The sequence below is a fragment of the Microbacterium sp. LWH12-1.2 genome (assembly GCF_040675825.1).
Lineage (GTDB): Bacteria > Actinomycetota > Actinomycetes > Actinomycetales > Microbacteriaceae > Microbacterium.
The window spans coordinates 3,660,591-3,684,804 of the sequence record NZ_JBEGIJ010000001.1 but is presented as its reverse complement, the minus strand read 5'-3'; the positions used below and the strand labels follow the sequence as shown (position 1 = coordinate 3,684,804).

Genomic DNA, 24,214 nt, shown 5'->3' with positions numbered 1-24,214 from the left:
TCTACAGCTCCCGTGCGACGTTCTACCGGTAGATGAGATTTCTACAGATCCGGTGAGACAGGACAGCGACCACAGCCTCCCCAAAATCTCCGTGACCAAACCGTTGCATTCGTTACCGCTCCGTTATACAGTGATCGCACGGTGAATGTTTGCTGTGGCACTCACCGCATGTGATTGCAGGACACTCTTGGTGCAAGGGACAAGGGCCGGTCGGGAGCCTCTCCGACCGGCCCTTTACTGTTCCCAGTACGCTGTGAGAATGACCGACCGCAAGCTCGCCATCGAGGCGTGGGAGAGCCTTTTCCGGGCGCAGCACGAGCTGTTCGGCGAGATGATCGCCGACTTCGACAACGCCGCCCTCACGCAGGCCGAGTACGACGTGCTGCTCACCGTGACCCGGTGCTCCGACATGACCGCGCGTCTGCGCGACGTCAACGCCAACATGCTGATCAGCCAGCCCAGCGTCTCACGCCTCGTCGACCGGATGGTCGCGCGTGGGCTCGTCGCGAAATGCCCCGACCCGCAAGACGGCCGCGGAGCGGTGATCCGCGCGACGGATGCCGGCGCCAAGGCATTCCGCTCACTCGCCACCGTGCACGGCCGCACCATCGCCGAGCGGATGTCGCACCTCGACGACGACGAGCTGCGCACTCTGCGCGACCTCGCGGAGAAGCTGCGCCAGGGCTGAGCATCCGCCGTCGAGTGCGCACCGAGACGGCGCTTTCCCACGATCTGGCATAGTTCCTCGTAAGGCTCCGCGTCAGCGGAGTGGACACGGAGGAAGTCATGCAGTTCACCGACGCCGTCGGCACCCTTTTCTTCATAGGCATCGGCATCGTCGCCGCGATCGTCATCGCGCTGGTCGTGCTGCTGCTCGCACGCAGCTGGATCAAGGTCGCTCGCGCCGATGAAGCCCTCGTCATCTCGGGCCGCAAGCAGAAGGTGCAGCGCGCGATCATCTCGGCCGACGGCTCGAGCCACTCCGAGATGGAGGAGTCGCCCGTCACGGTCATCGTGAACGGCAAATCGCTGGTCAACCCGATCACGCAGCGCCACGAGATCATCTCGCTGCGCTCACGCCAGGTCTCCCTCAACGCCGAAGCCCAGTCGCTTGACAGCGTCACCCTGAACGTCGACGGCGTCGCGATCGTGAAGATCGGGTCCGACCCCCTCTACGTGCGCCGGGCCGCGGAACGCTTCGCATCGCAGGACAGCGCGATCGAACAGTTCACCACTGAGCAGCTCGAAGGAGCGCTCCGAGGAATCGTCGCCACCCTCTCGGTCGTCGAGCTCATGCGCGAGCGCAAGAAGTTCTCCGACCAGATCGCGGCCGAAGTCTCCCAGGAGCTCGCCGAGCAGGGCCTCATCCTCGACTCGTTCCAGATCAAGGGCATCACCGACGCGGTCGGCTACATCCAGTCGCTCGGCGCCCCCGAGATCCAGGCGAAGCGTCAGTCGGCGGAGATCTCACAGACCAACGCCGACCGCGCGATCAACCAGAAGAACATCGCCAACAAGGAAGCCAACCTGATCGAGCAGACCGCGCTCGACACGAACACGGCCAACTCCGACTCGGGCATCGGCCGGGCACGCGCCGAAGCCGAGCAGGCCGAGCACCTGGCCCGCGCACAGGCTGAGCAGGCCGTCCTCCAGCAGCAGGCGGAGAACAAGCAGGCGCAGCTGGATGCCGACATCAAGCGCGTCGCCGACGCTCAGCGCTATGAGGCGGAGACCCGCGCGCAGGCCGAACTGTACACACGCGAGCGCGCAGCCGAAGCGGCCGCGATCGAGCAGGTCAAGCAGGCCGAGGCCCGCACCCGCATCGCCGAGCAGCAGGCACAGGCCGACCGCGCCAAGGCCGATGGTGAGGCGGCGGCGACTCAGGCGAAGGCAGCCGGTGAGGCGCACGCGCTACGGGCTCTCGCCGAGGCCGAGTCCGACGCGCGCCGCCTGCGCGCCAACGCCGAGGCTGATGCCATCCGCGCCGAGGGCGACGCGAAGGCCGCCGCGCTCGAGGCCGAGGCGAAGGCCATCGCGTCGAACCAGGACGCGTTCCTGTCTCAGCAGGTGCTCCAGGTGCTGCCGTCGATCATGGCTGAGTTCGCCAAGGGGTACGCGGCGATCGGGAACGTCTCGATCATCGGATCGTCCGGCGAGGACGGCGCATCGAGCGTCATCGGCGCCGACAGCGCGAAGGCACTGCGTTCGGTGTTCGACAGCGTGCACTCGGCGACAGGACTCGACCTCGCCGGAATCATCCAGGGCCAGGCGGTCGGCCGCGGCTTCGGCACCGGAGTGGCAGAGGCGACGGCTACGGCGAGCGCGCCGTCGACGCCCCGCACGCCGACCCCGACCACGCCCCCGCCTCCCGCCCCACCGGCTGCCGCTGCGGAGTAGTCGACACCGGAGAAGAGCGGATGCCGCGGCCGATTCGGTCGCGGCCTCCGCTTTTCTGCGTCCACGCCGGTGCCGGCGACCGCCTGTTCATAACTCAGGAAGATCGGCACCGGCCGGCACCGCGGCTGCCGGAATCACGCGACTCACGCTGCCGGAACCGCCCGGAGCCCGACAGATCTCCTGAATTATGAACGGCCCGTCGAGGGCACCCTCACCCGGCGACTCCGCCGGGCCGCCTCGGATGCCGCGAATCAGCGCATGCACGAGACTGGACGAATGATCTCAAGGGCGTTCGACCTGTCGACGATCGGCGAGGGGCTCGCCTTCGCCGCCGCCGTCGACGACCTGCGCGCCGCCCTGGCCCAGAGCTCATCGGCCGTCGTCAGCGCACCACCCGGTACCGGGAAGACCACGCTCGTACCGCCGCTGCTCGCCTCCCGCTCCTCCGGCCGGGTGATCGTCACGCAGCCGCGCCGGGTCGCCGCACGAGCGGCCGCGCGCCGGCTCGCGCAGCTCGACGGATCCCCGCTCGGCACCAGGGTCGGATTCACCGTCCGGGGCGAGCGCCAGGTGGACGCGTCGACACGGATCGAATTCGTCACCGCGGGTGTGCTGCTGCGGCGGATGCTCGATGACCCGGGTCTCGAGGGCATCGACGCGGTCATCATCGACGAGGTTCACGAGCGCGCACTCGAGACCGATCTGCTGATCGGACTGCTCGGCGAGGCCCGACAGCTGCGCGATGACCTCGTGCTCGTCGCGATGTCGGCCACGATCGACGCCGACCGCATCGCGGCAGTGATCGGAACCGGCGACTCTCCCGCCCCGGTCGTCTCCCACACCGTCCCCGCGCACCCGCTCGCCGAGCGCTGGGCCCCGAGCGCGGCACCTCGCCTCGATGAGCGCGGCGTCACCTGGAGCTTCCTCGACCATGTCGCCCATACCGCGGCCTCCGCCGGGCGCGAGCTGGTCAGCGACCTCCCCTCGGCTGACGTCCTGGTGTTCGCCCCGGGCGCCCGGGAGGTGTCCGAGATCGCCCGCCGCATTCGTCAGCACGCCCCCGATTTCGATGTCCGCGAGCTGCACGGGCAGATCCCGGCGGCCGAGCAGGATGCCGTGATCCGGGGCCGCGGCAAGGATCAGCCGCCGCGCATCATCGTCACCACGTCCCTGGCGGAGTCGTCGCTCACGGTACCCGGCGTGCGCCTCGTGGTCGACAGCTGCCTCTCCCGGTATCCGCAGCGCGATGCGGCGCGGGGCATGAGCGGCCTGGTCACGACGGGATCTCCGCGCTCGTCGGCCATCCAGCGCGCCGGGCGCGCCACCCGTCAGAGCCCGGGGACGGTGATCCGCTGCATCGATGAGCGCACGTATGCGGCGGCTCCGGCCAGACCCGCCCCCGAGATCGCGACGACCGACCTCACTGATGCCGCCCTGCTGCTGGCATGCTGGGGCGCACCCGGCGGAGCCGGCTTGCGGATGATCGACCCGCTGCCCCTCGACAGCCTGCGCGAGGCGCACGCCGTGCTGCGCGGGCTCGGCGCCATCGATGCCGATGGACGCGCGACGCCGGAAGGCCGCGAACTCGCCCGGATCCCCGCCGATCCTCGCCTCGCCCGTGCGCTGCGCGACGGCAGCGCCCTCGTCGGGGCGCGGCTCGCGGCCGAGGTCGTCGCGCTGCTCAGCGGCGACATCCGGGTCACGGAGGCCGATGTCGCCGGCGCGATCGTGGCTCTCCGCGGCCGGCGCGGACCGGATGCGCAGCGTTGGGCGCGCGAGGTCGATCGGCTTCTGCGCTACACCTCGTCCGACGCCGCTGCTCCACGCCGCGCGAGCGTCGACGACGCCGGGCTCGTCATCGCCCTCGCCTTCCCGGAGCGGATCGCCCAGCGGGTGCAGCGTTCGGCGGACGGTGCGACGTTCCTCCTGGCATCCGGAACCCGCGCCGCCGTGCGCGCCCCGCTGGCGGATGCCGAGTGGCTCGCCGTCGCCGATGTCGCCAGGGCTTCCGGACGTCTGGCCGCCGGTTCCGGAGCGGTGATCCGTGCCGCCGCCGTCATCTCGGAACGCCAGATGGAGCAGGCCGCCGGCCATCTGATCACCGACCGAGTGGAGGCGGAGTTCCTCGATGGTCGCGTCGTCGCCCGACGCGAGCGCCGCGTCGGCGCCATCGTGCGCTCATCGGTTCCGGTGCGCGTGACGGCCGAGGAAGGGCACGACGCGGTGCGACGGGCGATCCAGGACCGCGGCCTCGACGTGTTCACCTGGTCGGATGCCGCCGACGATCTGCGCCGTCGGCTCGGCCTTCTGCATCGCGAACTGGGGGCGCCCTGGCCGGACGTCTCCGACGACGCCCTGCTCGACGGGCTCGACGCCTGGCTCGGCCCCGAGGTCGATTCCCTCGCGACGGGCACTCGAGCCGAGCGCATCGATCTGGCATCGCCGCTGCGCCGGATACTGCCGTGGCCAGCGGCATCCGATCTCGACGCGCTCGCCCCCGAGCGTCTCGAGGTGCCGAGCGGCTCGCGGATCCGGATCGCCTACCCGCCGCTCGATGACCCGATGGCGCATCCGGTGGTCGCCGTGAAGCTGCAGGAGTGCTTCGGCTGGGCCGAGACGCCGCGCCTGGCCGGCGGTCGTGTGCCCGTACTCTTCCACCTGCTCTCACCTGCGGGCCGGCCGCTGGCCGTCACCGGAGACCTCGCCTCGTTCTGGTCGGGGCCCTACACGCAGGTGCGGGCCGAGATGCGCGGCCGCTACCCCAAGCATCCGTGGCCGGAGGATCCCTGGCAGGCGCCGCCCACCCGGCACACGACCCGACGTTTGCCGGGCTGACCCGCCGCGCCCGCTGCGACGTGCACCTGCTACCTCGTACGGCGCCGCAGGGTCAGCGAGGCGAGTACGAGGGCGCCGACGGCGAAGGCCACCACCACGAGCAACGGGCCGGCGACATCCCATCCCGATTCCCCGGCGGCGACGGCTCCCACCGCGTCGATCGCGTAGCTCAGCGGAAGCCAGTCCGAGATCGCATACAGGACATCGGGCATCCGGTCGCGCGGCATGAAGAGTCCGCCGAGGATGATCTGCGGAAACACCAGCAACGGCATGAACTGCACCGCCTGGAACTCGGTCGCAGCGAATGCGCTGGCCAGCAGCCCGAGCGCGGTGCCGAGGAGCGCGTCGATGACCGCGACGAGGCCGAGCTGCCAGAGCGGCCCATCGACGTCGAGGCCGCAGACGCCGACCGCGAACGACACCGTGATCGTGGCCTGCAGCAGCGCCATCAGGCCGAACGCGAGCGCATAACCGAGAATGAAGTCCGCCTTGCCGAGCGGCGTCGTCATCAGCCGCTCGAGCGTGCCCGACTTACGCTCGCGAAGGGTCGTGATCGACGTGATCAGGAACATCACGATGAACGGGAAGAGCGCCAGGATCGCACCGCCGACCTGGTCGAAGACCCCCTCCTGGTCGCTGAAGAGCCAGGCGAAGAGTCCGACCAGAAGGCTCGGAGCGATGAGCATCAGCGCGATCGACCGGGGATCATGCCGCAGCTGGGTCAGCACGCGGCCGGCTGTGGCGAAGATCCGATTGCCGTTCACGACCCGACCCCGTCTCGATGGGCACGGCGCGAGGACGGATGCTCCCGCTGATCCCGCTCGATCAGTGCGAGGAACGCGGCATCCGGGTCCTCCTCGCCCGTATCGGCAAGCAGGGATCGGGGCGTCGTATCCGCGATGATGCGCCCCTCGCGCATGAGCAGCAGACGATCGCAGCGCAGCGCCTCATCCATCACGTGGCTGGAGACGATCAGGGTCACACCGCGGTCGGTGAGCTGCCGGAAAAGCGTCCACAACTCCGCCCGCAGCACCGGGTCGAGCCCGACGGTCGGCTCGTCGAGGACGATGAGCTCCGGCACGCCGATGAGCGCCATCGCCAGCGAGGCGCGGGTGAGCTGCCCGCCGCTGAGGGAGTCGACCATCTGATCGGCCTGAGCTCGGAGACCGACCTCGTCGATGACCCGGTCGATGTCACCCTTCGGCGATTTCAGCAGCGCAGCGACGTAGCGCAGGTTCTGCCGCACGCTGAGGTCGCCGTATACCGCGGCGCCCTGTGTGCCATAGGCGACCCGGCGTCGCAGTTGCCGCGATCCGCCCGGCTCTCCCAGGACGGTGACATCGCCGCCCTCGATGCGCTGGACGCCGACGATCGAACGCATCAGGGTGGTCTTTCCGCATCCGGACGGACCGAGGAGGCCCGTGATCTCGCCGCGCGGGATCGTCAGGTCGATGCCGTCGAACACGCGCGTCTTCCCTCGCCGCACCCGAAGCTGCGCGATCTCGACGGCTGGTTTATTCATCATGCGATGAATTATGCGCCTGCGGGACAGCGGTGGCGACCCCTTCGCCGGGGCGCGCTCTTGTCGCTCATGCCCGCCAGCCGACTTCGCTTACACGGGATCGCGAGAGTGACGTCTAATCGAGCAGATGGCGCAGGTAGCGCTCCGGGGAATCGAGAAAGGACCGCCAGTGGTTCACGATCTCGAGGTCGCCCCACTCGGCGGGCCGCACACCCCAGTCGCCGACCTCGAGGATCCGTGCACCGGGAAGCGCGGCGAGCACCGGGGAGTGCGTCGCGCAGACGACCTGCCCGCCTTCGTCGGCGATGCGCCGGAGCACCGCGATGAGCGCCAGGGTCGATTGGAAGGACAGCGCCGCCTCCGGCTCATCGAGGCAGTAGAAGCCCGGCTCATCGAAGCGGCTGTCCAGGAGAGCGAGGAAGGACTCGCCGTGGCTCATCTCATGGAAGGGCACGTCCGGACCACGCGTCGACGGGTTCTCCTCGAGATATGTGTAGAACGAATGCATGGTCTCGGCGCGCAGGAAGAATCCCCACCGGCTGGCGCCGACGCCGCGCTGCAGACGAAGCCAGTCGGAAAGCGGTGACTCCGTCGGCCGTGTGCGGTGCTGTGCCTGACGGGAACCGCCCTCGGGTGAGAGCCCATAGGCGATCGCGATCCCCTCGACGAGGGTGGACTTGCCGCTGCCGTTCTCGCCGACGAGGAACGTGACGCCGGGATCGAGATCGAGGCCTTCCCTCAGCAGTTGAGCGACGGCGGGGATGCTCGTCGGCCACTGCGCACCGGGTGCCGGGGCATCATCAGATGGGCGAACGGACACCACCGGCTGCTGGCGACGCCGACGGCTGCTCGGCTCCCAGAACGCATCCATACGTGTCCTTCCGCGGACAAATTCGACATGTGCAAGAACATCGCGCAGTGGATGTCACCTCGTACGCAGAATGCCGCTCCGCGCACAAGTGCGATCCTGCCTCAGGCCACGGACACCGCGCTCAGCACTCGATGACGTTGACCGCGAGGCCGCCCTCGCTGGTCTCCTTGTACTTCGTCGACATGTCCAGCCCGGTCTGCCGCATCGTCTCGACGACGGCATCCAGCGATACGTAGTGCGAGCCGTCCCCGCGCAGCGCGAGCCGCGCCGCCGTCACCGCGGTCGAAGCGGCGATCGCGTTCCGCTCGATGCACGGGATCTGCACGAGCCCGCCGATCGGGTCGCAGGTGAGCCCGAGGTGATGCTCCATCGCGATCTCGGCGGCGTTCTCGATCTGGCGGTTCGTGCCGCCCATCACCGCGGTCAGGCCACCGGCGGCCATCGCGCATGCGGATCCCACTTCGGCCTGGCATCCGCCCTCCGCTCCCGAGATCGAGGCATTCGCCTTGAACAAGGACCCGAGCGCGGTCGCGGTGAGCAGGAAACGACGGATGCCACGGCGACGGTTCGCTTCGGCGACGAGGTCGTCATCGGCGCTGGACGCTGCGGTCTCCAGCGCTCGCGTCCCGTCGAAGCCGAGCAACGCGCTGCCGACGAGTTCGCCGTACGGCGTCACCGCGTTTCCCGCGCCGAGGCCCGAGTCGGCGAGGAAGCGCCACCAGTACATCGCCACGGCGGGAAGGATGCCGGCCGCGCCGTTCGTGGGGGCAGTGACGACCCGGCCGCCTGCGGCGTTCTCCTCGTTGACGGCGAGCGCGAACGCACCCAGCCATTCACCGGGAAGCTCGCGATGCCCGCCGGACTCGGCCTCTTCGAGCTGCGCGCGGATCGTGCCGGCGCGGCGCTTCACTCTGAGCATGCCCGGCAGAGTCCCGTCGGCGCGCAGACCCGCGTCGACGCACGACGCCATCGCATCCCAGATCGCATCGAGTCCGGCAGCGACCTCTTCTTCTGTGCGCAGTGCGGTCTCGTTCAGCCTGGCGACCTCGGCGATGGAGAGGCCGTGTTCGTCGCAGAGGGCGAGCAGCGAGGCGGCATCCGCGTAGGAGTACGGGAACGCACTGGTAGCGAGCTTGGCCTCTTCGCCGTCACGGCGGATGAAGCCGCCGCCGATCGAGTAATAGGTCTCCTCGGCGACCACGTCGTTCTCGGCATCCCAGGCGGTGATCGTCATCGCGTTCGGATGGCCGGGAAGCCGCGTACGAGGGGCGAAGACGATGTCGTCTTTCGTGAAGGGGACGTCATGGACGCCGTCGAGGCGGAGCAGCGCGCCGGGGCGCAGGTCGGTCCACGCAGCCCGCACGTCAGCAGGGTCGCAGGATTCCGGGGCGAGGCCACGGAGACCCGCGACGACGGCATCCGGCGTTCCGTGTCCGATCCCGGTCGCGCCCAGCGAGCCGAACAGCGTGCATCCCACGCGTGCGACGCGAGTGAGCACCTCCGCCGCGCTCAGCCGTCGAGCGAAGTCGAGGGCGGCCCGCATCGGTCCGACCGTATGGGAGCTCGAGGGCCCCACTCCGATGGAGAACAGGTCGAAGGCCGAGACGTACGCAGTCACTACATAAGGCTACGCCCCTCAGGGCGGCATCGCCCGGCAGGGCGCCGACTGCCCGCTACGCTGTGGGCGTGAGTGACGACACCGGCATCCTTCTGTTCCTCGGCATCGGCGCGGTCATCCTGATCGGGATCGTCGTGTTCGGCCTTCTGAGTTCACGACAGAAGAAGAACGCGCAGACGCGCACCTGGACCGTGCGGACCGAGTGGATCGGCGACCAGCCGTACCTCGCGAGCACTGATCTGACACAGGACGACAAACGCCAGGAGGAGCTGTTCCGCCTGACGTACGCGATCGGTGGAGTGCTGCCGATGACGCTTGCCGACGAGAACGGCGAACGAGTCGAGCGCGACCTGCGCGTTTCGCGGATCGGGCGGAGCCTGCGCGGAGGATGGCCTCAGGCGAAGCTGGGGCTCACCGCGTATTTCGCCGAGTGGGATAACAGCGAGTTCCCGGTGACCTTCCCGGTCAAGGCGTCGGACAAGATCGTGTCGATCACGATGGATGCCGACGGCATCGCCGCGCGGGATGCCGTCGGCGCAGTCGTGTGGTCTTCGCCGTGGAGTTCCCTCCTCTTCTCGAACGGACCGGACATCGTCCTGTCCGACGGCGCCGCCCACACGCTCCGAATCGAGACTCCCGAGGAGCATCCCGAGCTCGAGGAGATCCTGATCAAATACGGCGCCCTGAAGCAGATGCACTTCTGAGCGACGGCCGTCGCGGCATCCGTCAACCCCCTTGGCCGGGGCGAGCCCTCGACGCATCCTGTCGTGACCAGGCCGCAAGACCAAGGAGCGATCATGACGAACAGTGCAGCCCCGCAGGAGCAGAGCGATCCGGCGGAGGAGCCGTCGACAGCCCCGCAGGCGGAGGAGCCGACATCCGCCGAGCAGGCGGAGCCGGCGACCGCACCGCAGGCAGAGGAGCCCACAACCGGCTCGGCCGCGGCAGAGCCGTCATCCACTCCGGCCGCGGACGAACCGTCGGAGGCGGCAGCAGTCGACGAGGCCGCGACCACCGAGTCCGCGACCGACACATCGACGGCAACGGGGCCGGCGACGGATGAGTCATCGACGGCTCCGGCGACGGACGAGTCATCGACGGAACCGGCGACGGACGAGTCATCGACGGAACCGGCGACGGACGAGTCGACGACGGACGAGTCGGCAACCGAAGCACCAACGGCAGGCGAGTCGACGACCGCCACTTCGACGACCGAAGAGCCGACCACCGAGCAGCTGCAGGAGCCGAGCACCGAGAAGGAACCCAGCGAAGAGCCGAAGGCTCCGGCGAAGAAGGAGCGTCCCGAGCCTGACCACGAAGCGGTGGGAATCGGCGTGGTCGGACGACCACAATTCGATCCGGACGACATCACCCCGGGGTGACCCCGCTGAGCACCCCTGGTCGCTGAGCGTGCCGCAGTGCGCGATCAGACGCGGGTGCGTGTGAGTGTGTCGAGGGTGGCGCGTGGGGTGCGCCATCGCTGGGTGGGGTCCCACCATGCGGGTCCGCGGATCTGGGGGATGCCGCCGATCATGCGGATCTCCCATCCGGATCTGTCGAGGGTGCGATGGTGATGCCAGCACAAAGGCACCCCATTGTCGGTATGGGTGGGGCCGCCGCGGGCGTGTTCGGTCACGTGGTGGATCTCGCACCAGGATGCGGGGACGTGGCAGCCCGGGATGAGGCATTCCTTGTCGCGGGCGATGATCGCGCGGCGTTGGTGGACGGTGAAGACCCGGTCGGTGACGCTGATGCCGACGATGCGGCCCTCGTCGAACAAGACGCGTTGGATCGTGCCGGAGCAGGCGGTGTGGGCGGCGACGGATGCCGAGACCGGAGCCTCGATACCGGGGATCGTTGCCCAACCGGCCGCGAATCCCGCTCCGGTTCCGGTGCCGCTGTCGGCGCTGCTGTTGGTGCCGCTGTCCGGAACAGGGAGCGCGTCTGCGGCTGATCCGACTGCGAACTTCGCACCGGCGCCCGCGGCGAAGGTGGCCGCGTCGACGTGCACCACGAGAGTCGGCGCCGCCCCACCCAGGCTGGGCATCTCGTCGTGGCGGGCCGCGATGCCCAAGGCCGCGGCGAGGGCGTCGTGCTGCTTTTGGGCGCGGGTGCGCGGGTCGATCACGTTCCGCGGGTCGGAGTTGAACGGATCCGCGCCGTCATCGTCACAGTCCATCTCATCGGAGGGACGGAACGTCACGCCGAGATCCTCGGGGCCTGCTGTCTTCGGGTTCATCTGGGCGTCGAAGATGAGCTGCATCTGCGCATACGTCTCGGGCAGCATGTTCCCGCGGACGGGGTACGTGCCGTTGCGGAGCCGTCCGATCGTGAACGACCGGGACTGCGACGCCTCCGCCTCCGACGGGGCAGAGCCGTCCGGATCCAGATACAGGGCGATCAGCTGCGCGAACTGCTTCAGATCTTCTGGCGTCGCCGGAGGCGCCACATCGGCAGCGGCATCGGCGGCGGCGAGGACGTACCCGTGGGCCTGGCCGGCGAGTTCGGCATCCGCCCGCAACCGGTCGGCTGCCCCGATCCGGACCCCGGCCCGTTCGATCGGGCCGGTCGCGGCGAGCAGCCCGGCGATCCCGATCGTCCCGCCGAGCATCGCGCCGCGCAGGGCGGGCCACCGGGCCGGCAATCGTGCGCCTGAGGTGAGTTCCACATCACGGTGCAGCAGATCCGCGGCCTTCACCACCCGGGCAGCGCCCGGTGCATCGACCCGCAGCACCCGCTGCAGCAGTTCGTTCATGTTCCGACATCCGAAGCCGTCCGGGAACCCCGGTTCTGCCCCGGCCGTCGCCTCGACCACGACCGCCTCGATGCGGCGGAACGCCTCACCCGCGACGCGAAGAACATGCATCCGGTCCACATCCGACAACGCCCCGAGAGCATCCGCACCCAGCACCTGATCGAGGTCGGAGACGACCTGATCAAGGAGTGTCAGCGGGTTGTTCATGCCTCCATTCAATAGGGGGCCACCGACATTCAGACCCAAAAAGAAGCAGATCAGAGAAACTTTTTCGATCTCTTTGGAGTCAAGCACCACCGGTCAGAAAGTCGGTCCGACCCGACGATCGGAATATCGCGCGACGACGCATCCGTCACATTCTGCGCGCCCCATCCGTCTTCTCTATGAAGCGGTCCACCGGACGGCGCACAACCGACGAACAGGAGAAACCCATGACCATCATCGAAGCCCCCATCGACGCAGATGCGATCGTCACCCACAAGGCGCGGATGCCGCATCCGGCTTTCGTGCTCGAAGGAGGAATCGACGCGATCAGCAGCATCAACCGCGCCGCGCAGTCATCCGGCGTCCCGGAGTCACTGCTGCATCTCGTCGCGCTGCGGGCGAGCCAGATCAACGGTTGCAGCTGGTGCGTCGTCGACCACGCCCGCCAGGTGCTCGAGGACGGTGCTTCCCATGAGCGCGTCCATGCCGTCGCCGCTTGGCGGGACGCGCCGTATTTCAGCGCCAAGGAGCGCGCCGTGCTCGAGTTCACCGAAGTCCTCACTCGCCTCGCCGATCACCACGACCCGATCTCGGATGAGCTCTGGGAAGAGATGACGAGCCATTTCGATCGCAGGCAGATCTCCGGACTGCTCTTCGAGATCGGCGCGATCAACGTGTGGAATCGCATCAATGCGGCGATCCGGCAGCCGGCCGGCGCCCACTGACCGGTAGCTTTCGGGCGGAGAGGTGCACATGCAGACGACCGACCTCGGCGAGACGTTCGAGACCCACCGGCGATATCTGACCGCCGTCGCCTATCGGATGCTCGGCTCGCACGCCGACGCCGAGGACGCCGTGCAGGAGGCGTGGCTCCGCGTCGCCCGCGCCACCCCCGAGGTCGACGATCTGCGAGCCTGGCTCACGCGGGTCGTCAGCCGGATCTGCCTCGACCAGCTGCGCTCCCGCTCACGGCGGCAGGAGAACCCGCTCGATCTGCTTCCGGAGGCGGAGCGGAGCCCCGACGAGTCCGACCCGGTCGTGCGTGCCGAGAGCGCCGACCGGGTCGGCTACGCCCTCATGCTGGTGCTCGAGCAGCTGACACCCGATGAGCGCCTCGCCTATGTGCTGCATGACGTGTTCGGCTTGTCGTTCGACGAGGTCGCGCCGATCGTGGACCGGACGACGCCCGCCGCCCGCAAGCTCGCCAGCCGGGCGCGCGACCGCGTGCGCGGGGCTGCCCTCGGCGACCCCCAGCAGGCGGCGACCCGCGAACAACGGCGGGCGGTCGTGGATGCGTTCCTCGCGGCCGCGCAGACCGGAGACTTCGTCGGGCTGCTGGCGGTGCTGCACCCGGATGTGGAGTTCCGCGTCGATCAGGGCGCTGACGGCATCCGTATCGTCCGCGGTGCGGAGAGCGTCGCCTCGAGCGCCGCCGCCTACCACCGCTACGCGGCGGGCTTCGACTTCGAGATCGTCGAACTCGCCACCGGATTCGCTGTGGTCGCGATCTCCGACGGCGTCCCGGAATCCCTCCTCCTGTTCACCTCGGAGGGAGATCGCATCGTGGCCATGGAGACCCGCCTGATCCGCTGACGCAGAGCCGGCTGACGAGGACAGGGGCTACTCCACGAGCTTGCCCACCGTGTCGACGTCGCGCATGAGCTCGGCGATCTCGTCAGGGATCGGCGGGATCGACTCGCGCGTCACACCCGTGCGCGGCGACCAGACGAGGTTCACCTGCAGCGCCGGATCGGTCTCGGGATAGTCGCTGCGGTTGTGGCATCCGCGGGTCTCCCGCCGCTCGAGGGCCGCCTCCATCGTGGCCCGGGCGGCGAGCGCCGACGCCTTCAGATCGAACGCATGCGCGAGATCCTGGAACCCGGCGATGTCCGGGTGGATTCCGATGTCGTCCATCCGCGCTTCGATCGCGTCGAGCTCGGCGAGCCCCGCGAGCAGCCCCTCCTCGGATCGCACCACGCCTGCATGCGACGTCATGGTGTTGCGGATCGCGCGCTGCAGGGCACGGACGTTCTCCCTCCCATCCGCAGCGAGCAGGTCATCGACCTCTGCACGGGCAGCCGCCACGGCGGCAGCAGATCGCCGCTGCGCATCCAATCCAGCGGCATGCGCCATCGCTGCCTGCCCCACCAGACGGCCGTAGACGAGCAACTCGATGAGCGAGTTGCCGCCGAGGCGATTCGCTCCGTGCAGCCCGCTCGATGCCTCACCGATCGCATACAGGCCCTCGACGTCGGTCCGGTGGTCTTCCGGGCGCACCCAGACGCCGCCCATCGAGTAGTGCGCGGTCGGCGCGATCTCGATCGGGTCCGTGGTGATGTCGAGCATCTGCAGCTCGAGCATCGTCTGGTAGACGCGCGGCAGTCGCGACATGATCGTCTCGCGCGGGAGGTGCGACACGTCGAGCCAGACGCCGCCGTTCTCGGTACCGCGACCCTCGGCGATCTCGGTGTAGGCGGCGAGAGCGACGCGGTCGCGGGTCGACAGCTCCATCCGCTCCGGATCGTACTTCTCCATGAACCGCTCGCCGAGTGCGTTGCGCAGGATGCCGCCTTCACCGCGCGCCGCCTCGGAGATCAGGGTTCCCGCCGCGTTCTCGGGCTCGATGATCCCGGACGGATGGAACTGCACGAGCTCAGGGTCGCGCAGCCGCGCCCCGGCCTCGACAGCGAGGCGGAAGGAGTCGCCGGTGTTCTCGTCACGACGAGAAGACGTGCGCCGCCAGATGCGGTTGTGGCCGCCGGCGGCGAGGATGACGGCATCCGCGTGGATCAGGTAGCGAGTGCCGTCGCTCTGATCGAAGCCGTACGCGCCGAACACGACGTTGTCGCGGACGAGCAGACGTGTGATGTAGACGTGGTCGAGGATCGGCACGTGCAGCTGCTCGGCCCGACGCACCAGCGAGCGCTGGATCTCGAGCCCGGTGTAGTCGCCGGCGAACGCGGTGCGCCGGAAGGTGTGCGCACCGAAGAATCGCTGCGAGATGCGTCCGTCGTCTTCGCGAGCGAAGTCCATGCCGTAGCGCTCGAGGTCGCGGATGCCGCGTTCCGCGCCCTTCGCGACGATCTCGACCGTGTGCGGATTGGCGAGGAGGTAGCTCTCCTTGATCGTGTCTGCCGCGTGCTGCTGCCAGCTGTCATCGGCGTCCATGGTGCCGAGCGCGGCATTGATGCCACCCGCGGCGAGCGCGGTGTGCGCATCCTGACGCGGCCGCTTGCCGACCGCCAGAACGTCGACGCCCCGCTCGGCCACTTCGATCGACGCGCGCAGGCCGGAGCCTCCCGTTCCGATGACGAGGACGGAGGTGGAGATCTGTCGTTCGCGTGTGCTCATATCCTCCACGCTAGGAACCCAGCGGCGATAACTCCAATGCATTGTTCGGCTTGATTCGATAGCTGTAGACTATTCTCATGAATCTGGAGCAGCTCCGCGGGTTCGTCCGCGTCGCCCAGCTCGGGCACTTCACCCGGGCCGCCGAGGACCTCCATCTGGCCCAGCCTTCGCTGAGCCGGCAGATCTCGACGCTCGAACAGGAGCTCGGGGCCGCGCTCTTCCACCGCGCACGCGGACATATCTCGCTCACTCCCGCCGGCGAAGCGCTGATGCCCCGCGCGCAGCGGATGCTCGCCGAGGCCGATGCCATCAAAGAGGAGATGAGCGACCTCGCCGGACTCCGACGAGGAAAAGTGCGTCTCGGCGCCACTCCTACCCTTTGCATCAGCCTCGTGCCCGAGGCGGTCGGGGCCTTCCACGAGATGCATCCCGGCATCGAGCTGCATCTCTCCGAGGCGGGCTCCCGACTGCTCATCGAGCAGCTGGCCGTCGGCGCGGTCGACATGGCGCTCATCACCGCATCCGATGACCCGCCCGTCGCCGGCGTCAGCCTCACGAGAATGCCGCTGCTGTCCGAAGAGCTCGTCGTCGTGTCGTCCGCCGCCCGACCCCCGATCTCGGCGCAGGCGACGATCACCTTGGAGCATCTCGCCGAGTTGCCGCTGATCGCCTTCGACGAGAGCTACGACCTGCGCGCGACGACGGATGCCGCATTCCGCGCCGTCGGTCTCGCACCGACGCCGGTGCTGGAGGGCGCCGAGATGGACGCGGTGCTGCGGTTCGTCGAGCGCGGCCTGGGAGTCGCGGTCGTCCCAGCGATGGTGCTGCTCGATCGACCGGAACTGCGTTCGGTGCGGCTGTCGCATCCGCTGATGACGCGGACGATCATCCTCGCCCATCGCACCGACGTCACGCCGACCGCTGCCGGCGCCGCGATGCGGCGGGTCATCGTGTCGACGGCCGCCGAGGTCGCACAACGCGACCCGGCCATCACGAGCCTGCTCGGATAGCCCGGAAAAGCAGAATTCCCCGCCACTTCCGTGACGGGGAATTTCTGATGCTGTGCGCCCGAAGGGACTCGAACCCCTAACCTTCTGATCCGTAGTCAGATGCTCTATCCATTGAGCTACGGGCGCTCCTGCCCGCTCAGCGGGCCGACGATAAGCCTACAACAGTCGCGTCGCGATTGCGAAACGAGGGCTCACTCGTGCTCTGCGGCCGCCTTCTGCTTCTTCTTCACCTTGCGGCGGGCACGCTGCTGCGAGGACAGCGCCTGCAGATCGACGAGCCGGAGCGCCTGCATCCGCGCCTCGCGCATGGTGTCGTAGTCGGGATCCTGATCGGGGCGCATCCCCTCGACGCGCAGGCGCCGATCGAGGTTGTGCCGCACATCGGCCCAGGCCCCCTCCCGCGCTTCCTCCACGATGACGCTGAGCGCCTCCGGATCTTCCATCGTCTCGCGCAGTCTGGTGGCGACCCCGTGCGACTGCTTCGCCCGACGCTTGAGGTTGCGCACGTCGCGGTCACGGTAGTCGTGCGTGCCCGAAGGGTCGGAGTGGCGACCGCGGGCGCGCTTGCGCAGTTCCGCGAGCGTCTTCTCGGCCTGCTCCGCTTCCTCCGCCATCGCGCGCAGCGCCTCACGGGCGTCGGCGATGTACTTGCCGGTGTCGAAGACGCCGCCCTGGGCGATCGTGTCGACGAGGATGTGGTTCTTCACGACGAGGCGCGCAGCTGAGGTCGCGATCGCGACACCCTCAGCGATGGCATCCGATGTTCGTCCCACCGCAACCTCCTCTCCTCGAGCGTACCGGTATCACTTGCGCAGAACGTCGGCCAGAATGGATCCGATCGGGGTCTCGCCGCCTACGCCGCCGCGCGAGACGCATCCTCGAGATCGCCCCCAGAGGAGGATGGATGCAGCCGCTCACGTTCACCGGCAGCACAACGGTCATCACCGGAGCCGCGAACGGCATGGGCGCCGCTGTCGCCCGCCTGCTCGCCGCCCAGGGCGCCCACCTCGCGCTGCTCGACCACGATGCCGACGCGCTGGCCGCCGTGGCCGAGGACCTGGCGAATACGACCGTGACGACGCATGTCGTCGACCTGCGCGATGACGACGCGGTCTTCGCGGCGGCCGCCGAGATCGCCGCTGCGCACGGGCAGGTGAACGCCCTGATCACCTGCGCAGGCTCGTCGATGCTCGGCTCTCTCGACCAGCTCACGATGGAGGAGATGCGCTGGCTGGTCGATGTGAACCTGTGGGGAACGGTCTCGATCACGAAGGCACTCCTCCCCGTGCTGCGCGCGGCGCCGGCGGCTCACATCACGCATCTCGCCAGCGTCTACGCCCTCGCCGCCCCCGCCGGTCGCATCCCCTATGCGCTGAGCAAGTTCGCCGTCCGCGGCTTCTCGGAGTCGCTGCGCCATGAGCTCGAGGACACCTCGGTCACGGTCGGGGCCGTCTACCCCGCCGGAGTGCGAACGGGGATCATCCTGCACGGCCGCTATGCGGCGGCGATCGATCCGGCCGTCGCGGCCCGGGCCGCCGCAGCGCAGGCGCAGATGTATCACACCGACCCTGCGGATGCCGCGGCCCGCATCGTGCGCGCCACGCAGCGGCGCCGCGCGCGAACGATGATCGGTCGCGAGGCGCGTCTCATCGATCTGCTCGTGCGCGCCAGCCCGACCGGATACTGGGCGGCGATGCGGCGACCGCTCCGTGCGGCGATCGACACGACGTCCCCCGCCTCCTGAGCCTGTTCGCGGTCGCGTTCAGTCCGACGAAGCGGCGCGCGCCAGGAGAACCCGTTCGGCGGTCGCCCGCCCGGCGGCGAGGTGCCGCGGCACGAGGACGCGCAGGGCATCCACGTCGCGCGCGATCAGCGCATCGAAGATGATGCGGTGCTCGGCAGCCATCGCGACGAGATCGTCGTGCTGCCCGAAGAGCCACTGCAGGCGCGTGATGAACACGCGGATGAGTTCATCGAGCATCTCGTTGCCGGCCAGCTCGGACACGATCTCGTGGAACCGTCCGGCGGCGATTCGCGCTGCTTCCGTATCGCCCGCGTGCGCGGCGCTCTCTTCCCGTTCGAGTGCGGCGCGCAACCGTTCGATTCCGGAGTCATCGTGCCGCTCGGCGGCGAAGACGAAGATCAACGTCTCGACAGACTCTCGAACTTCGCTGAGATCGTACAGGTCGCGCACGGTGAACTCGCGCACCACCGCCCAACTGCGCGGTCGCGCCACGACGACTCCCTCAGCGACCAGAGCGCGAATCGCCTCTCGCACCGGTAGACGTGACACGTGGAGTTCGGCCGCGATATCCCGCTCGATGAGCTTGGTTCCGGGCAGACGCCGGCCCAGCACGATGTCGTCGCGCAGAATCCGCGTCACCCGCGCAGATTCCAATTCCCCGACTGCCCCCAGCCCTGTCATGTGTAAATTCTCGCACTGTTCGGAGTTTCGCGTTCGCGTGTGTCTCCCCGCGCGTGCACGTCAAAGGGGGGCGGGATGCCGCAGCACCCCGCCCCCTTCATCGGCTGGGACGATCGTCAGGGCAGACGGTTCGCGAGAGCCAGGTTCGCGGTCAGCTCCTCGGCGTTCTGCCTGACCACGTACGCGGGACGATCGCGCTCCACGCGCCACGATTCGCTCAGCGGGCCGACGTTCACGGTGTCGAATCCGATCTCGTCGTAGAACCGCTCGACGAACTCGGCCGCGTCGTCATGGTCGCTCGCGGTCGCGAGTGCGCGCCGGTTCGGTGACCCGGCCGGGGCGCCGGCCGTCGCGATCTCCGAGGCCAAGATGTGGTTGAACGCTTTCGCCACCTTGGAGGTCGGCAGGTGCTGCTGGAGGAGCTCCGAGGTGGTGGTCTCCCCCTTGTCGAGAGCCTCGATGCGGCCGTCGCGCTCGAAGTAGTAGTTGTTCGTGTCGAGCACGATCTTTCCGGCGAGCGGCTCGACCGGGACCTGGTCGATCGCGTGCAGCGGCACGGTCACGACGACGACATCTCCCGCCGTTCCCGCCTCTGCGGCCGTGGCGGCTCGCGCCTTCGGGCCGAGTTCCGCGACGAGGTCGCCGAGGGTTTCCGGACCGCGGGAGTTCGCGATCACGACGTCGTAGCCGGAGGAGACGGCCGCGCGTGCGACCTGGGCTCCGATGTGTCCTGCACCGATGATTCCGAGAGTTGTCATGTCCGGGCCAACGCCCTCCGCACTGCGGTATTCCCGTCGGTGACGCCGGAAGTCACGAAGGCCGATTCACAGCTCCAGAAGGAGATGTTCTTCCAGCCGACGGTAGCCGAGCTGTTCGTAGAGCGAGACAGCACCGACGTTGAACCCGAACACGTGCAGTCCGATGGAGCCGGCACCGAGACGCTCGGCTTCTCGTTCGGCGGCGTGCATGAGCTCGCGGCCGTACCCCTTCCGCCGCTGATCGGCGGCCACCTCGATATCGAGGATGAAGGCATGCGGATGACCACCCCGTCGGCGCATGCCGATCCAGAGGATGCCCACCTCGACGCCGTCGACCGTCGCGGTGAACAACTCCTGACCCGGTGTCTCCAATCCCTGCGGCAGCTCCTGCAGGAACTGCCGGTGGGACTCCTCCACCGCCTCCTCCATCGTGTATCTGCCCGCATCGACGAGGTCCTGCGCGAAGGCCGCCTCGGATTCGATCTCGTAGCGGGGGTAGCGCTCCGGGGTCATCGGCGCCACCTCCACGTGGGCCGCGATCTGCCGACCCGGTAGCGGCTCGAGCAGCATCTGGATGGACGAGACCTGGAAGCCACGGCCGTCGGCGAACCGATGCCCCGCAGCATCCTGGGGGAACAGCCCCATGCTGACCCTGCGGACGTCATGCTCACGGCCCGTGTCCAGCACCGCGGCGAACACGGCGTCGCACTGCGCATCGCTGGGTTCGGTGCTGAACGCGAGATCGACGATGAACATCGTGGTGCTGTTCAGGCCGAGCCACACCGTGCCGATCTCGCCGTCTGCATCATCGACGATGCGCAGAATGCGCGACGTGGCCGTGTCCGTACCGTCGGGAATCAGGTCGGTGAAGTAGGCGTCGGCCTGGTCGACGGCATCCTGTCCCAGGCGCAAACCCGAGTCCTGCCGCAGCCGGATGAGCCGCGTCCTGGTGACTTCCCGCCACTCGTCGTAGCGGTCGGCATTCAGAGGAAGCAGCTTCAGAGGCATTCGTCCATCATCCTCTGTTGCCGCCGCGACCCGTCAAGCCAGCTTGTGCAGTGCGTCCTCCGCAGCGACCCAGGCCAGCATCGCGCACTTCACGCGCGCGACGTATTTCGATACCCCGCCGAGGGCCGCGGCATCTCCGAGCAGCTCCTCGTCTGGTTCGATCTTCCCGCGTGAGCGCATCGCCTCGCGGAACGCGGCGATCCGGACCTCCACCTCGTCGACGGTGAGCCCTTCGACGAGTTCGGCGAACAGCGAAGCGGATGCCTGCGAGATCGCGCATCCGTGGCCTTCCCACGCGACCGCTTCGATCGTGCCGTCGGCGGCGCGGTGCAACTGAAGGGTGACCTCGTCGCCACAGGTGGGATTCACCTGATGCGACTGCGCCGCGACCTCATCACGCAGCCCGAAACCGTGCGGGGTCCGGGAATGGTCGAGGATGAGCTCCTGGTACAGGTTCTGCAGGTCGCTCATGCGCCCCTCCGGAAGAAGTCGATCGCCGCGGCGACGCCCTCGATGACGGCATCCACCTCGGCGTCAGTCGTGTAGAGGTAGGTGCTCGCCCTCGTGGACGAGGTGACGCCGAGCCGCCGATGCAGCGGCTGGGCGCAGTGATGCCCGACGCGCACGGCGATGCCGCGATCATCGAGGAACTGACCGACGTCGTGGGAGTGGATGCCGGCGACGTCGAAGCTCGCGAGTCCCACCCGCGGCAGGTCGATGCCCGCGCCGAGCACACGGACACCGTCGATCGCGCTCAGCCCGTCGACGAGCTGCCTGCCGAACGCCGCCTCGTGCGCAGCGATCCGCGGCATCCCGACCGCCGTCAGATAGTCGACGGCCGCGGCGAGCGCGATGGCCTGCGAAACCCGCTGCGTGCCCGCTTCGAAGCGCTGCGGCGGCGGCAGGTACTCGGCGGTCGTCGTCGTGACCGTGGTGATCATCGAGCCGCCGGTGAGGAAGGGCGGCATCGCCTCGAGGAGTTCGCGCCGCCCGTACAGGGCGCCGATCCCGGTGGGTCCGAGCATCTTGTGGCCGGACAGCACGGCGAAGTCGACGTCGAGCTCTTTCACGTCGAGCGGGAGGTGCGGGGCCGATTGGCAGGCGTCGAGGAGCACGAGCGCGCCGACCTCACGCGCACGGGCGACGATCTGCGGGACCGGGTTGATCACGCCGAGCACGTTGGAGACGTGCGTGACGGCGACGATCCTGGTGCGCTCGTTGATGATGGTGGCCACGTCGTCGAGCCGCAGCGCGCCGTTGTCGTCGACCGGAATGACCCGCAGCGTCGCGCCGGTGCGGGCGGCGAGCTCCTGCCACGGGATCAGGTTCGCGTGGTGCTCCATCTCGGTGGTGACGATCTCGTCGCCCTCGCGCAGCCGGAGCCGGTCGGCCTCGGCACCGCCGCGTCCGATGGAGGCGTTGGACAGTGAGTAGGCGACGAGGTTGATCGCCTCGGTGGCGTTGGATGTCCAGACGATCTCGTCGTCATCGGCGCCGACGAAACGGGCGAGGGTGCTGCGAGCATCTTCGAACAGCTCCGTCGCCTCGGCGGCGAGCGTGTGGGCGCCGCGGTGCACAGCCGAGTTCATCGTGGACGCGAACTCGCGCTCGGCATCCAGCACGGCGAAAGGACGCTGCGACGTGGCCCCCGAATCGAGGTAGGCGAGCGGATGCCCGTTCACCTGCGTCTGCAGGATCGGGAAGTCCTCGCGGATGCGACGCACCTCCGCCTCGCTCAGCGGGGCAGCCAGGTCGACAACAGGGGAAGTGCTCATCCTTCAAGTTTCCCACCTGCCGCTGGGTGCGGGCCCGGTCGGAGTCGCGTCGGGGGCGAGATTGCGCGCATACGAGGTCGAAAACGCATCGGAAACGCGCCGTCGCCTCGGTGAGAGGTCAGAAACGCATCGCAAACGCGCGTTGAAGGAGCGTTTCTGACCACTCGCCGCCCGCGACCGCCAGCCGCAGCACGGCCACGCCGCTCCTCACCCCGACGCGATGACCCCGGCTACCGCGATCCGCTCCACGTGCACGGCTCCCCCGCGCCCCTCGATGGCGAGAGCCGTTCCCGCCTGCGGGGCGATCAGATCGGTGAGCACGCGAGTGCCTCCGTCGGCGAAGATCTCGATCGACGCGCGGTCCAGCCAGATGACGAGCTCAACCAGGCCTCCACCCGCGACAGGCATCACCTCGACGCTCGGAAAGCTCTCGGGCAGTCCTTCGGTGCCGGGGCGTCGATCGAGAGTGACCCGCAGGTCGCCGCGATCGTAGGCGAGGACGACACCGCCGTCGCCGGAAGGGTCGCATCGCAGATGGAGGGCGAACCCCGCCGCATCTCGGGTATCCACGCGCACGGTCATCCGCCCGGCTTCCGGCAGCCGCTCCATCAGCGTGACCCGCTCGTCGACGGACACCGCCTCGACCGCGCTCTCCCTCTCGAGGGGAGCGGACACGGGCTGCTGCCGCAGCCGGATCCGTCCCGCTCGACTGACGAGCGACAGCCGGCGCGGGAGCGTCATCATCCCGTGCCGAAGCAGTCCTTCACCGGCGGGCAGTTCCCGCGCATAGTCCCAATTCGACATCCACGCGATCAGGGTCCGTTCCTCGCGATCCAGACCGTCGAAAGTGACCCCGGCGTAGCAGTCGCGGCCGAAGTCCAGCCAGTCCGCCGGCTCATCCGTCGCCTCGGCATCCGCCGTGAAGGTCACGCCGTCGAAACTCCCGATGACGTACTGGGTGCCCGAGCCGCCCGCGACGCCGCCGGGGCTGAGGCTGATGATCAGCACCCAGCGCACCTCTGACGGGTCGCCGTCGACGGCGAGCGGGAACAGGTCCGGGCACTCCCAGACGCCGTCGACGGCCCGCTCCGGTCCGAAGCTCGACAGGAACGTCCAGCGTGTGAGGTCATCGGAGCGATACAGCAGCACCTGCCGGTCGACCGCCTCGACGGTGACCATCACCCAATAGCTGCCGGCCGGCCCGTCGTAGCGGAACACCTTCGGGTCGCGGAACTCCCCGGTGCCGCGATCGAGCACCGGGTTGCCCGCGTACTTCGTCCAGGTGAGTCCGTCGTCGATGCTGTAGGCGAGCGCCTGCGCCTGCCGACTCGGGTTCCTCGATGCCTGGGTGTACAACGCGACCAGCGCCGGCGCGTCGGCCGAGCCGAGACCCGACGTGTTGCCGTGATCGATGACGACGGATCCGGAGAAGATCTCCCCGGCCTCATCGTCGCGAATGGCCACAGGATGGTGTTCCCAACTGACCAGGTCGGCGCTGGACGCGTGCCCCCAGCTGATGTGATCATGCATCGTGCCATCCGGGTTGCACTGGTAGTAGAGGTGGTACTTGCCCCGGTGGAACACCAGCCCGTTCGGGTCGTTCATCCAGTTCCGCTCCGGAGTGAAATGCAAGAGGGGTCGGGGCGTATGGGCGTCGGTCACTACGGCATCCTTCAGGTGATCGG

22 protein-coding genes and 1 tRNA gene are annotated in these 24,214 nt (G+C 68.7%); 9 read left to right on the top strand and 14 right to left on the bottom strand.

The window, feature by feature from the left end:
• Positions 1 to 259: 259 nt before the first annotated feature.
• The 3 genes from MRBLWH12_RS17500 (at position 260) to hrpB (ending at position 5,232) form a co-directional block, all read left to right on the top strand.
• Positions 260 to 688, top strand: a complete 429-nt coding sequence (locus MRBLWH12_RS17500; RefSeq protein ID WP_341975949.1) for a MarR family winged helix-turn-helix transcriptional regulator — start codon at positions 260 to 262, stop codon at positions 686 to 688.
• A 98-nt stretch (positions 689 to 786) separates the two neighbouring features.
• Positions 787 to 2,397 (top strand): SPFH domain-containing protein, encoded by a 1,611-nt coding sequence (locus MRBLWH12_RS17495; protein ID WP_363551011.1) that lies wholly within the window; start codon positions 787 to 789, stop codon positions 2,395 to 2,397.
• A gap of 276 nt (positions 2,398 to 2,673) precedes the next feature.
• The gene (hrpB, locus tag MRBLWH12_RS17490) at positions 2,674 to 5,232 is read left to right on the top strand and encodes an ATP-dependent helicase HrpB (RefSeq protein WP_363551010.1); all 2,559 of its coding nucleotides are present in this window, start codon (positions 2,674 to 2,676) and stop codon (positions 5,230 to 5,232) included.
• 29 nt (positions 5,233 to 5,261) lie between these two features.
• On the opposite strand, the gene MRBLWH12_RS17485 is transcribed toward hrpB, so the two are convergent.
• From MRBLWH12_RS17485 to MRBLWH12_RS17470, 4 genes are all read right to left on the bottom strand, one after another.
• The gene (locus tag MRBLWH12_RS17485) at positions 5,262 to 5,996 is read right to left on the bottom strand and encodes an ABC transporter permease (protein WP_363551009.1); all 735 of its coding nucleotides are present in this window, start codon (positions 5,994 to 5,996) and stop codon (positions 5,262 to 5,264) included.
• Positions 5,993 to 6,757, bottom strand: a complete 765-nt coding sequence (locus tag MRBLWH12_RS17480; RefSeq protein WP_363551008.1) for an ABC transporter ATP-binding protein — start codon at positions 6,755 to 6,757, stop codon at positions 5,993 to 5,995. The genes MRBLWH12_RS17485 and MRBLWH12_RS17480 overlap by 4 nt, the downstream gene beginning before the upstream one ends.
• 112 nt (positions 6,758 to 6,869) lie before the next feature.
• A complete protein-coding gene (locus tag MRBLWH12_RS17475) occupies positions 6,870 to 7,625 on the bottom strand; it encodes an AAA family ATPase (protein WP_363551007.1) in 756 nt (251 codons plus the stop codon).
• A gap of 121 nt (positions 7,626 to 7,746) precedes the next feature.
• Complete coding sequence (locus MRBLWH12_RS17470) at positions 7,747 to 9,243, bottom strand: L-serine ammonia-lyase, iron-sulfur-dependent, subunit alpha (protein WP_363551006.1); 1,497 nt, start codon at positions 9,241 to 9,243, stop codon at positions 7,747 to 7,749.
• Positions 9,244 to 9,311: 68 nt separating this feature from the next.
• On the opposite strand from MRBLWH12_RS17470, the gene MRBLWH12_RS17465 reads away from it, so the two are divergent.
• Both MRBLWH12_RS17465 and MRBLWH12_RS17460 read left to right on the top strand, forming a co-directional pair.
• A complete protein-coding gene (locus tag MRBLWH12_RS17465) occupies positions 9,312 to 9,947 on the top strand; it encodes a hypothetical protein (RefSeq protein ID WP_363551005.1) in 636 nt (211 codons plus the stop codon).
• 93 nt (positions 9,948 to 10,040) lie between these two features.
• Positions 10,041 to 10,625 (top strand): hypothetical protein, encoded by a 585-nt coding sequence (locus MRBLWH12_RS17460; RefSeq protein WP_363551004.1) that lies wholly within the window; start codon positions 10,041 to 10,043, stop codon positions 10,623 to 10,625.
• Positions 10,626 to 10,669: 44 nt separating this feature from the next.
• Here the strand turns inward: MRBLWH12_RS17460 and MRBLWH12_RS17455 are convergent, their stop codons facing one another.
• Positions 10,670 to 12,205, bottom strand: coding sequence for an HNH endonuclease signature motif containing protein (locus MRBLWH12_RS17455; RefSeq protein ID WP_363551002.1), 1,536 nt, complete (start codon positions 12,203 to 12,205; stop codon positions 10,670 to 10,672).
• A 224-nt stretch (positions 12,206 to 12,429) separates the two neighbouring features.
• Here MRBLWH12_RS17455 and MRBLWH12_RS17450 point away from each other — a divergent pair, with 224 nt between their 5' ends.
• Positions 12,430 to 12,927 carry a carboxymuconolactone decarboxylase family protein gene (locus tag MRBLWH12_RS17450; RefSeq protein ID WP_363551000.1) on the top strand — a complete coding sequence of 166 codons (498 nt, stop codon included), beginning with the start codon at positions 12,430 to 12,432 and terminating at the stop codon, positions 12,925 to 12,927.
• Between the two features lie 28 nt (positions 12,928 to 12,955).
• Positions 12,956 to 13,795: a sigma-70 family RNA polymerase sigma factor gene (locus MRBLWH12_RS17445; protein WP_363550999.1), complete on the top strand. Its 840-nt coding sequence runs from the start codon at positions 12,956 to 12,958 to the stop codon at positions 13,793 to 13,795.
• A 27-nt stretch (positions 13,796 to 13,822) separates the two neighbouring features.
• On the opposite strand, the gene MRBLWH12_RS17440 is transcribed toward MRBLWH12_RS17445, so the two are convergent.
• The gene (locus MRBLWH12_RS17440; protein WP_363550998.1) at positions 13,823 to 15,553 is read right to left on the bottom strand and encodes an L-aspartate oxidase; all 1,731 of its coding nucleotides are present in this window, start codon (positions 15,551 to 15,553) and stop codon (positions 13,823 to 13,825) included.
• A gap of 77 nt (positions 15,554 to 15,630) precedes the next feature.
• On the opposite strand from MRBLWH12_RS17440, the gene MRBLWH12_RS17435 reads away from it, so the two are divergent.
• Positions 15,631 to 16,563 carry a LysR family transcriptional regulator gene (locus tag MRBLWH12_RS17435; RefSeq protein ID WP_363550997.1) on the top strand — a complete coding sequence of 311 codons (933 nt, stop codon included), beginning with the start codon at positions 15,631 to 15,633 and terminating at the stop codon, positions 16,561 to 16,563.
• Between the two features lie 53 nt (positions 16,564 to 16,616).
• Here the strand turns inward: MRBLWH12_RS17435 and MRBLWH12_RS17430 are convergent.
• Positions 16,617 to 16,689: transfer RNA gene (locus MRBLWH12_RS17430), tRNA-Arg, on the bottom strand.
• A 65-nt stretch (positions 16,690 to 16,754) separates the two neighbouring features.
• Complete coding sequence (locus tag MRBLWH12_RS17425) at positions 16,755 to 17,336, bottom strand: asparagine synthase (RefSeq protein WP_363550996.1); 582 nt, start codon at positions 17,334 to 17,336, stop codon at positions 16,755 to 16,757.
• Between the two features lie 131 nt (positions 17,337 to 17,467).
• On the opposite strand from MRBLWH12_RS17425, the gene MRBLWH12_RS17420 reads away from it, so the two are divergent.
• Positions 17,468 to 18,307: an SDR family NAD(P)-dependent oxidoreductase gene (locus tag MRBLWH12_RS17420; RefSeq protein ID WP_363550995.1), complete on the top strand. Its 840-nt coding sequence runs from the start codon at positions 17,468 to 17,470 to the stop codon at positions 18,305 to 18,307.
• A gap of 18 nt (positions 18,308 to 18,325) precedes the next feature.
• Here the strand turns inward: MRBLWH12_RS17420 and MRBLWH12_RS17415 are convergent, their stop codons facing one another.
• From MRBLWH12_RS17415 to MRBLWH12_RS17390, 6 genes are all read right to left on the bottom strand, one after another.
• Positions 18,326 to 18,988: a GntR family transcriptional regulator gene (locus MRBLWH12_RS17415; protein WP_363550994.1), complete on the bottom strand. Its 663-nt coding sequence runs from the start codon at positions 18,986 to 18,988 to the stop codon at positions 18,326 to 18,328.
• Positions 18,989 to 19,104: 116 nt separating this feature from the next.
• Positions 19,105 to 19,812, bottom strand: coding sequence for an NADPH-dependent F420 reductase (locus MRBLWH12_RS17410; protein ID WP_363551402.1), 708 nt, complete (start codon positions 19,810 to 19,812; stop codon positions 19,105 to 19,107).
• A complete protein-coding gene (locus MRBLWH12_RS17405) occupies positions 19,813 to 20,754 on the bottom strand; it encodes a GNAT family N-acetyltransferase (RefSeq protein WP_363550993.1) in 942 nt (313 codons plus the stop codon).
• Between the two features lie 33 nt (positions 20,755 to 20,787).
• Positions 20,788 to 21,225: a Fe-S cluster assembly sulfur transfer protein SufU gene (gene sufU / locus MRBLWH12_RS17400; RefSeq protein ID WP_341975968.1), complete on the bottom strand. Its 438-nt coding sequence runs from the start codon at positions 21,223 to 21,225 to the stop codon at positions 20,788 to 20,790.
• A complete protein-coding gene (locus MRBLWH12_RS17395; RefSeq protein ID WP_363550991.1) occupies positions 21,222 to 22,529 on the bottom strand; it encodes a cysteine desulfurase in 1,308 nt (435 codons plus the stop codon). Before MRBLWH12_RS17395 ends, sufU begins: the two co-directional genes overlap by 4 nt.
• Positions 22,530 to 22,736: 207 nt before the next feature.
• A complete protein-coding gene (locus MRBLWH12_RS17390; RefSeq protein ID WP_363550989.1) occupies positions 22,737 to 24,191 on the bottom strand; it encodes a glycoside hydrolase family 32 protein in 1,455 nt (484 codons plus the stop codon).
• Positions 24,192 to 24,214: the final 23 nt, after the last annotated feature.

What these genes read in the sequence shown, in the direction of transcription:
- MRBLWH12_RS17500 (WP_341975949.1), top strand. Translation starts at nt 260, where the DNA reads ATGACCGACCGCAAGCTCGCCATCGAGGCGTGGGAGAGCCTTTTCCGG.
- MRBLWH12_RS17495 (WP_363551011.1), top strand. Translation starts at nt 787, where the DNA reads ATGCAGTTCACCGACGCCGTCGGCACCCTTTTCTTCATAGGCATCGGC.
- hrpB (WP_363551010.1), top strand. Translation starts at nt 2,674, where the DNA reads ATGATCTCAAGGGCGTTCGACCTGTCGACGATCGGCGAGGGGCTCGCC.
- MRBLWH12_RS17480 (WP_363551008.1), bottom strand. Translation starts at nt 6,757, where the DNA reads ATGATGAATAAACCAGCCGTCGAGATCGCGCAGCTTCGGGTGCGGCGA.
- MRBLWH12_RS17475 (WP_363551007.1), bottom strand. Translation starts at nt 7,625, where the DNA reads ATGGATGCGTTCTGGGAGCCGAGCAGCCGTCGGCGTCGCCAGCAGCCG.
- MRBLWH12_RS17460 (WP_363551004.1), top strand. Translation starts at nt 10,041, where the DNA reads ATGACGAACAGTGCAGCCCCGCAGGAGCAGAGCGATCCGGCGGAGGAG.
- MRBLWH12_RS17455 (WP_363551002.1), bottom strand. Translation starts at nt 12,205, where the DNA reads ATGAACAACCCGCTGACACTCCTTGATCAGGTCGTCTCCGACCTCGAT.
- MRBLWH12_RS17450 (WP_363551000.1), top strand. Translation starts at nt 12,430, where the DNA reads ATGACCATCATCGAAGCCCCCATCGACGCAGATGCGATCGTCACCCAC.
- MRBLWH12_RS17445 (WP_363550999.1), top strand. Translation starts at nt 12,956, where the DNA reads ATGCAGACGACCGACCTCGGCGAGACGTTCGAGACCCACCGGCGATAT.
- MRBLWH12_RS17440 (WP_363550998.1), bottom strand. Translation starts at nt 15,553, where the DNA reads ATGAGCACACGCGAACGACAGATCTCCACCTCCGTCCTCGTCATCGGA.
- MRBLWH12_RS17435 (WP_363550997.1), top strand. Translation starts at nt 15,631, where the DNA reads ATGAATCTGGAGCAGCTCCGCGGGTTCGTCCGCGTCGCCCAGCTCGGG.
- MRBLWH12_RS17420 (WP_363550995.1), top strand. Translation starts at nt 17,468, where the DNA reads ATGCAGCCGCTCACGTTCACCGGCAGCACAACGGTCATCACCGGAGCC.
- MRBLWH12_RS17415 (WP_363550994.1), bottom strand. Translation starts at nt 18,988, where the DNA reads ATGACAGGGCTGGGGGCAGTCGGGGAATTGGAATCTGCGCGGGTGACG.
- MRBLWH12_RS17405 (WP_363550993.1), bottom strand. Translation starts at nt 20,754, where the DNA reads ATGCCTCTGAAGCTGCTTCCTCTGAATGCCGACCGCTACGACGAGTGG.
- sufU (WP_341975968.1), bottom strand. Translation starts at nt 21,225, where the DNA reads ATGAGCGACCTGCAGAACCTGTACCAGGAGCTCATCCTCGACCATTCC.
- MRBLWH12_RS17395 (WP_363550991.1), bottom strand. Translation starts at nt 22,529, where the DNA reads ATGAGCACTTCCCCTGTTGTCGACCTGGCTGCCCCGCTGAGCGAGGCG.